The sequence below is a fragment of the Mycobacterium sp. 1165178.9 genome, assembly GCF_001673555.1.
Taxonomy (GTDB): domain Bacteria; phylum Actinomycetota; class Actinomycetes; order Mycobacteriales; family Mycobacteriaceae; genus Mycobacterium.
In genome coordinates this window covers 1-8,548 of sequence record NZ_LZMB01000350.1, presented here as the reverse complement: position 1 = coordinate 8,548, position 8,548 = coordinate 1, and the positions used below count along the sequence as shown (strand labels likewise).

Sequence of the window (8,548 nt, the reverse complement as noted above, 5' to 3'; positions counted from 1 at the left end):
AGTCATCGACGCCCTGCCATTGACACCCAACGGCAAACTCGACACACGCGCCCTACCAGCACCCGAATACAGCGATGGCCATCGTTATTACACCCAGGCCAGCCCCCTCGAGGAGATTCTCGCCGGTATTTACGCCGAGATGCTGGGCCTGGAGCGGGTCGGGGTCGATGACTCGTTCGTCGAGCTGGGTGGCGACAGCATTTCGGCGATGCGGGTGATCGCCGCGATTAACACCACATTGGATACGGATCTTGCTGTGCGCGCTGTGTTTGAGGCGCCCACGGTGGCCCAGTTGGCGCGTCGTATCGGGGTGGGTTCGCGTGGGCGTGAGCCGCTGGTGGCGGTGGAGCGGCCGGCGGTGGTGCCCTTGTCGTTTGCCCAGCAGCGGTTGTGGTTTATCGACCAGTTGCAGGGACCTTCGCCGGTCTACAACATGGCGACCGCGTTGCGGCTCGGCGGCGAGCTTGATGTTGAGGCGTTGGGTGGGGCGCTGGGTGATGTGGCGGGTCGCCATGAGAGTCTGCGCACGCTGTTTGTGGCGCCCGACGGGATACCCGAGCAGGTGGTTGTCCCCGTTGAGGGGGCCGATATCGGGTGGGAGGTGGTTGATGCCAGTGGCTGGTCGGCAAGCCAGCTGAGTGCTGCGGTCAATGCCGCGGCGCGGTACGTGTTTGATCTCGCCACTGAAATTCCGTTGCGGGCAACACTTTTCCGTCTTGGTGATGAGGACCATGTGTTGGTTGCCGTGGTGCACCATATCGCTGCTGATGGCTGGTCGATCACCCCGTTGTTGACGGATCTGGGGATCGCCTATGCCAGCCGTTGTGCGGGCCAGTCCCCGGACTGGGCGCCGTTGCCGGTGCAGTACGTCGATTACACGCTGTGGCAGCGCGCACTATTGGGTGATCTGGCCGATGCCGACAGCCCGATTGCCGCCCAGTTGGCCTATTGGGAGCAGGCCCTGGCCGGGTTGCCCGAACGGCTGCAGCTGCCCACCGATCGGCCGTACCCACCGGTGGCTGATCACCGCGGCGCCAGCGTGGTGGTGGACTGGCCGGCCGGATTGCAGCAGCAGGTGATGCGGATGGCGCGCGAGCACAACGCGACCAGTTTCATGGTGATCCAGACCGCCTTGGCGGTGCTGTTGTCGAAGCTGAGCGGCAGTGCTGACGTGGCGGTGGGGTTCCCGATCGCCGGACGACGCGACCCAGCGCTGGATACGTTGGTGGGGTTTTTCGTCAACACCTTGGTGCTGCGGGTCGACCTGACCGGGAACCCCAGCGTGGCCGAGTTGTTGGCGCAGGTCCGCGCCCGCAGCCTGGCCGCCTACGAACACCAGGATGTGCCCTTTGAGGTGCTGGTGGAGCGGCTCAACCCGACCCGCAACCTGTCGCATCACCCACTGGTGCAGGTGGCGTTGGCCTGGCAGAACTTCGCCGGACACCCCGCGGCTGGGCTGAGTTTAGGTGATGTGCAGCTCACCCCCGTGCCGGTGGACACCCAGACCGCCCGTATGGACCTGACATTTTCCCTCGGTGAACATTGGAGTGAGGCCGGTGAGCCCGCCGGGATCTCCGGGGCTGTGGAGTTTCGTACCGATGTGTTCGATGCGGCCAGCATCGAGGGGCTGATCGCGCGGTTGGCGCGGGTGTTGCTGGGAATGACCGCCGATCCCGGGCGTCCATTGTCGTCCGTGGATGTGCTCGATGCCGGTGACCAGGCCCGATTAAATGAGCTCGGTAACCGGGCGGTGTTGACCCAGCCGGCGTCCGCGCCAGTGTCGGTGCCGGCGTTGTTCGCCGCGCGGGTGGCCGAAACACCGGAGGCGGTGGCGGTGACGTATGAGGGCCGCTGCTTGAGTTACCGCCAGCTGGATGAGGCGTCGAATCGGTTGGCGCACTTGTTGGTCGGCCGGGGTGTGGGTCCGGGTGGGTACGTGGCACTGCTGTTCAACCGTTCCGTTGAGGCGATCACGGCGATGTTGGCGGTGCTGAAGGCGGGGGCGGCGTATTTGCCGATCGACCCCGCGTATCCCGACGTGCGAATCGGGTTCATCGTTGCTGATGCCGCGCCGGTGGCCGCGATCACAACCGCGAAGCTGCGCCCCCGGCTGGACGGCCACGAGGTGCTCGTCATCGATGTCGATGATCCCGCGGTGGATGATCAGCCCGCCACGGCGTTGCCGGGGTCGGGTGCTGAGGACATCGCGTACGTGATTTACACCTCGGGCACCACCGGGCTGCCCAAGGGGGTGGCCATCACCCAGCGCAACGTGACTGCGCTGTTGGAGTCGTTGGATGCGGGTCTGCCGACGGCCGGGGTGTGGCCGCTGTGTCATTCGTTGGCCTTCGACGTGTCGGCGTGGGAGATCTTCGGTGCGTTGTTGCGGGGTGGGCGGCTGGTAGTAGTGCCCGAAGAGGTGACGGCTGCATCAGAAGACTTCCACGCCCTGCTGGTCGCCGAAGGCGTCAGCGTGTTGACCCAGACCCCCTCGGCGGTGGTGGCGCTCTCGGATGAGGGTTTGGAGTCGGTGGCGTTGGTGATGGCCGGTGAGGCTTGCCCGCCCGAGGTGGTGGAACGGTGGGCGCCCGGGCGGGTGATGGTCAATGCGTATGGCCCGACCGAGACCACGATGTGTGTGGCGATCAGCGCGCCGCTGGCGCCCGGCTCCGGTGCCGTGCCCATCGGGTCGCCGGTCTCAGGAGCGGCGCTGTTTGTGCTCGATGGCTGGTTGCGTGCGGTGCCGGTCGGGGTGGTCGGTGAGTTGTATGTGGCCGGTGCCGGGGTGGGTGTGGGCTATGTGGGCCGGGCGGGGTTGACCGGGTCACGGTTTGTGGCCTGCCCGTTCGGCGACCCAGGACAGCGGATGTATCGCACCGGCGACTTGGTGTGCTGGCGCCCCGATGGGCAGCTGACCTATCTCGGGCGTGCCGATGAGCAGGTCAAGATCCGCGGTTATCGCATCGAACTCGGCGAAGTGCAAGCCGCCCTGGCTTCCCTGGCGGGGGTGGAGCAGGCCGTGGTGATCGCCCGCGAGGACCGCCCCGGCGTCACGCGCCTGGTCGGTTATGTGACCGGGATTGCGGACACCGTCGGGCTGCGTGCTGCGCTGGGTGAGCGGCTACCGGCGTATATGGTGCCGGCGGTCGTGGTGGCGCTCGACGTATTGCCGTTGACACCCAACGGCAAGGTGGATACCCGGGCCCTGCCCGCACCGGAGTACAGCGCTACTGGGTATCGCGCCCCGGGCGACGCGGTCGAGGAGATCCTGGCCGACATCTACGCCGACGTGCTGGGGGTGGAGCGGGTCGGGGTCGATGACTCGTTTTTCGAGCTGGGTGGGGACAGCATTTCGTCGATGCAGGTGGTGGCTCGAGCGCGGTCGGCCGGTCTGGTATGTCGGCCGCGTGATGTGTTCGTCGAGCAGAGTGTGGCGCGACTGGCCCGGGTAGTGGGGGCGGCCGAGGCTGCGGGCGGGGTGGTCGATGAGGGATCTGGGCCGCTGCCCGCGACCCCGATCATGCGCTGGTTGGCCAGTGTGGAGGGCCCCATCGATGAGTTCAACCAGACGATGGTGGTGTCGGCTCCGGCGGGGGTGAGCCAGGCCGATGTGGTGGTGCTGGTACAGGCGTTGTTGGATCGGCATGCCATGCTGCGGGCACGCATCGAGGACGATGGCGCGGGGAGCTGGGTGTTGCAGGTTCCCGAGGCGGGTGCGGTGGACGCGCGCGGGTGCCTGCAGGTGGTGGACGTGTTGTCCGATGAAGCGCTGGTGGAAGCGCGGGCGCGGCTGAGCCCGGCGGCAGGGGTGATGCTGAGCGGGTTATGGGCCGCCGGGGCCGGTCAGTTGGTGTTGATCGTTCATCATCTGGCCGTCGATGCGGTGTCGTGGCGGATCTTGTCGGAGGACCTCAATACGGCCTGGGCCCAGCACCGTGGCGGCCAATCGGTGGTGTTGCCGGTGACCGGGACGTCGTTTGCCCGGTGGGCGGCGTTGCTGGGCGACTATTCCCACCGCCGCGACGTGGTGGAGCTGGCTGATGCGTGGAAGCAGCTGGTGGGGGCTCCGGCGGTGTTGCCGGCGCCGCAGCCGGCGCTGGATACCTATGCAAGCGCAGGGAACGTGTCGGCGTGGCTGGAGGTCGAGACCACCCGGATGCTGCTCGGTGAGGTGCCCGCGGCGTTTCACGCCGGTATCCAAGATGTCTTGCTGATCGCCTACGCCTTGGCGGTGGCGCAGTTTGTGGGCAACGGGTCCGAGCCGGTCGGTATCGACGTCGAGGGTCATGGGCGTCATGAGGAGTTGGGCGCTGAGGTGGACTTGTCCCGCACGGTGGGCTGGTTTACCACCAAGTATCCGGTGGCGTTGAGTGTGGGTGGGTTGTCATGGCCGCAGGTGGTTGCTGGTGATGCCGGGCTGGGACGGGTGATCAAAGACGTCAAGGAGCAGCTGCGTAAATTGCCGCATCCGCTGAGCTATGGGGTGTTGCGCTATCTCAATCCCGAGGTGGACCTCGGCGACTCCGACCCAGTGATCGGATTCAACTATCTGGGACGGATAGTCGCAGCCACGACAGAGCTTTCCGATGAGCTGTGGCGGGTCAGCGCAGACGGCTTCTCGGTCGCTGCCACCGCCGCGGCGGTGCCCATGCCGCTAGCACACACCGTGGAGCTCAACGCCGGCGTGGTGGACACCGATGTCGGCACCCAATTGCATGCCAATTGGTCGTGGGCGCCCTCGGCACTCGATCACACACAGGTCCACCGGCTGAGCCGGCTGTGGTTCGAGGCGCTGGCCGGCATCTGCACATACGTGCGGGGCGGCGGAGGCGGGTTAACGCCCTCCGATGTCGTCGCCTCTCTCAGCCAGCAGCAGATCGACAAGCTTCAGCGGCGCTATGCAGATCGCTGACGTATGGCCGTTGACCCCGCTGCAACAGGGGTTGCTCTTTCACGCCAGCACGGCACAGCGTAATGGCGACGATTTGTATGCGGTGCAGGTGGCCATCAGCCTGACTGGCCCGCTTGACCCTTACCGGCTGCGTGATGCGGTCCACACGGTGGTCAACCGGCATCCAAACCTGGCAGCCCGTTTCAACATAGAGCTCGACGAGCCCGTGCAGCTCATTCCGGCCGATCCTGAACCGGGATGGAGTTACGTCGAACTGGGCGCAAGGGATGTCGATGTCGACGAGCAGATCCAGCAGCTGTGCGCCCAGGAGCGCGCCGCTGTCTATGATCTGGCTGACCAGCCGCCTTTTCGGGCGGCCCTGATCCGCACGGCGCCAGATGGGCACCGGTTGGTGTTGACTAGCCATCACATCGTCATGGATGGCTGGTCGTCGCCGATCCTGTTGCGAGAAATTTTCGCCGCCTATAACGGGCAGTGGCTGCCTGCGCCGGCGCCGTACCGCAGGTTTGTTACCTGGCTGGCCGAACGCGACCTGGATGCAGCCCGTGCGGTATGGGGTGAGGTGCTCGCCGGCTTTGACACGCCGACCTTGGTTGGTCCGGCGGACCGGTTGAGGGTAGGGCGGCGAAGCATTGCCTCGTATCGGGTGCCCGAGACGACCACGCGGGCGCTCAGCGAGCTGGCGCGCGCGCACCACACCACTATCAACACGGTCCTGCAGGGCGCTTTCGCGCAGCTGCTGTGCGGGCTGACCGGCCAGCATGATGTCGCCTTCGGCACCACAGTCTCGGGGCGACCCACCGAGGTGCTCGGCGCCGAATCGATGGTGGGCCTGTTCATTAATACGGTGCCGGTTCGGGCGACGATCACCGCCACAACGACCACCGCACAGCTGCTCCACCAGCTGCAAAACGCTTATAACCACACCCTGGAGCATCAGCACCTGGCGTTAAGCGACATTCACCGAATCACCGGCCACGACCGACTATTCGACACATTGTTCGTATACGAAAACTACCCGGTCGACACCGCCGCGCTATCGGACACCCAGGAATTGTCCGTCAATGAGGCGACCACCCGCGAACACACCCACTACCCGCTGACGGTGCAAGCCCAGCCGGGACGCGAACTGGGCCTTCGCGTCGAATACGACACCGAGGTGTTCGACACCGCCAGCATCGAGGCGCTGATCGCGCGGTTGGCTCGGGTGTTGGTGGCGATGAGTGCCGACCCGACCCGGCCATTGTCGTCGCTGGATATACTCGATGCCGCCGAGCACGCCCGCCTGGATCGGTGGGGCAACCGCGCCACGTTGGCTAGGCCCACGGGACCAGCGGTGTCGGTGCCGGAGGCGTTTGGCGCGCAGGTGGCCCGCACACCGGAGGCGGTGGCGCTTACCTGCGGGCGGCGTTCGTGGACCTACCGCGAGCTCGATGAGGCCGCTAACCGGTTGGCGAATCTTTTGACTCGCCATGGGGCGGGCCCGGGACAGTGTGTGGCGCTGCTGTTGTCGCGTTCGGCTGAGGCGATCGTGGCGATTCTGGCGGTGCTCAAAACCGGGGCGGCTTATCTGCCAATCGACGCGGCGCTGCCGGTGGCCCGGATCGGATTCATGCTCGGCGATGCCACCCCGATCGCCGCCGTCACCACCACAGACCTTCGGGCGCGCCTGGACGGCCATGACGTGGTGGTAATCGATATCGATGACCCCATTGTGGACGCCCAGCCCAGCACGGGACTGCGGGCGCCGGCCCCCGATGACATCGCCTACCTGATCTATACCTCAGGCACCACCGGTGCCCCCAAAGGCGTCGCCATCACCCACCACAATGTGACCTGGTTATTTGAGTCATTAGACGGCGGTATTGAGCCGGCGCCGGGCCAGGTCTGGACGCAGTTTCACTCTTATGCTTTCGACTTTTCGGTGTGGGAGATTTGGGGCGCGTTGCTGCGGGGTGGGCGGCTGGTCGTGGTGCCCGAGGAGGTGGCCCACTCACCTGAGGACTTCCACGCGTTGCTGGTTGCTGAACAGGTCAGCGTCTTAAATCAAACCCCTTCTGCGTTGGGGGTGCTCTCCCCGGAGGGGTTGGAGTCGGTGGCCGTGGTGGTGGGCGGTGAGCCCTGCCCACCCGAGCTGGTGGAGCGTTGGGCGCCCGGTCGGGTGATGATCAACGGCTACGGCCCCACCGAGACCACGATCTGGGCATCCTTCAGCGCGCCGTTGAGCGCGGCCCCGCAGGTGGTGCCGATCGGCTCGCCGGTGGCGGGGGCGGCGTTGTTCGTGCTGGATGAGTGGTTGCGCCCGGCGCCGGTCGGGGTGGTCGGTGAGTTGTACGTGGCCGGTGCCCGGGTCGGGGTGGGGTATGTGGGCCGGGCCGGGTTGACCGGGTCGCGGTTCGTGGCCTGCCCCTTCGGCGTCCCGGGGCAACGGATGTATCGCACCGGGGATTTGGTGCGGTGGCGTGGTGATGGGCAGCTGCAATATGTGGGGCGCGCCGATGAGCAGGTCAAGATCCGCGGGTATCGCATCGAGCTCGGCGAAATCCAAACCGCCCTAGCAAGTTTGGCCGGGGTGGCGCAGGCGGTGGTGATCGCCCGTGAGGACCGCCCGGGCGATCGGCTCCTGGTCGGTTATGTGACCGGTACCGCGGACCCAACTGAGCTGCGTGCTGCGCTGGCCGAGCGGCTGCCGACATACATGATCCCTGCGGCGGTGGTGGCACTTGAGGCGCTGCCGGTGACGCCCAACGGCAAGCTCGACGCTCGCGCCCTGCCGGCCCCGGAGTACACCGCTGGTGGGTATCGGGCCCCGCGCAGCGCGGTTGAGGAGATCTTGGCCGGTATTTACGCCGAGGCGCTGGCTGTCGAGCGGGTCGGAGTCGATGACTCCTTCTTCGATCTGGGCGGCGACAGCATTTCGGCGATGCGCCTGGTCGCGGCGATCAACGCCGCACTGGACGCGGATCTTTCGGTGCGCACCGTGTTCGAGGCGCCCACGGTGGCGCAGTTGGCGTGTCATGTCGGCGGGGGGTCGGGTCGGCGTGAGCCGTTGGTGGCAGTGGTGGAGCGGCCGGCGGTGGTGCCGTTGTCGTTTGCCCAGCAGCGGTTGTGGTTTATCGACCAGTTGCAGGGGCCATCCCCGGTCTACAACATGGCCACGGCGTTGCGGTTGGTCGGCCAGTTGGACGGCGCAGCGTTGGGTGCGGCATTGGGTGATGTGGTGGGCCGCCATGAGAGCCTGCGCACGCTGTTTGTGTCCCCCGACGGGATAGCTCAGCAGGTGGTTGTGCCCGCGACGGAGGCAGATGTCGGGTGGGAGGTGGTGGATGCCAGCGGCTGGTCGGCAAATCAGTTGGATGAGGCCATCGGCGCCGCGGCGCGCCGCACGTTTGATTTGTCGTGTGAGATCCCGGTGCGGGCAACACTTTTCCGTCTCGGCGATGAGGACCATGTGTTGGTGGCCGTGGTGCACCATATTGCTGCCGATGGCTGGTCGGTCGCTCCGCTGCTGGCCGACCTAGGGGTGGCCTATGCCAGCCGGCGTGCTGGGCAGGCTCCTGATTGGGCGCCGTTGCCGGTGCAGTATGTCGATTACACGCTGTGGCAGCGCGAGCAGCTGGGTGACTTCGAGGATGC

General features: G+C 66.3%; 1 pseudogene. It reads left to right on the top strand.

The annotated features are described in order from the left end of the window. Nucleotides 1-8,548, top strand: a pseudogene (locus A5652_RS29175) (amino acid adenylation domain-containing protein); the annotation flags it as partial.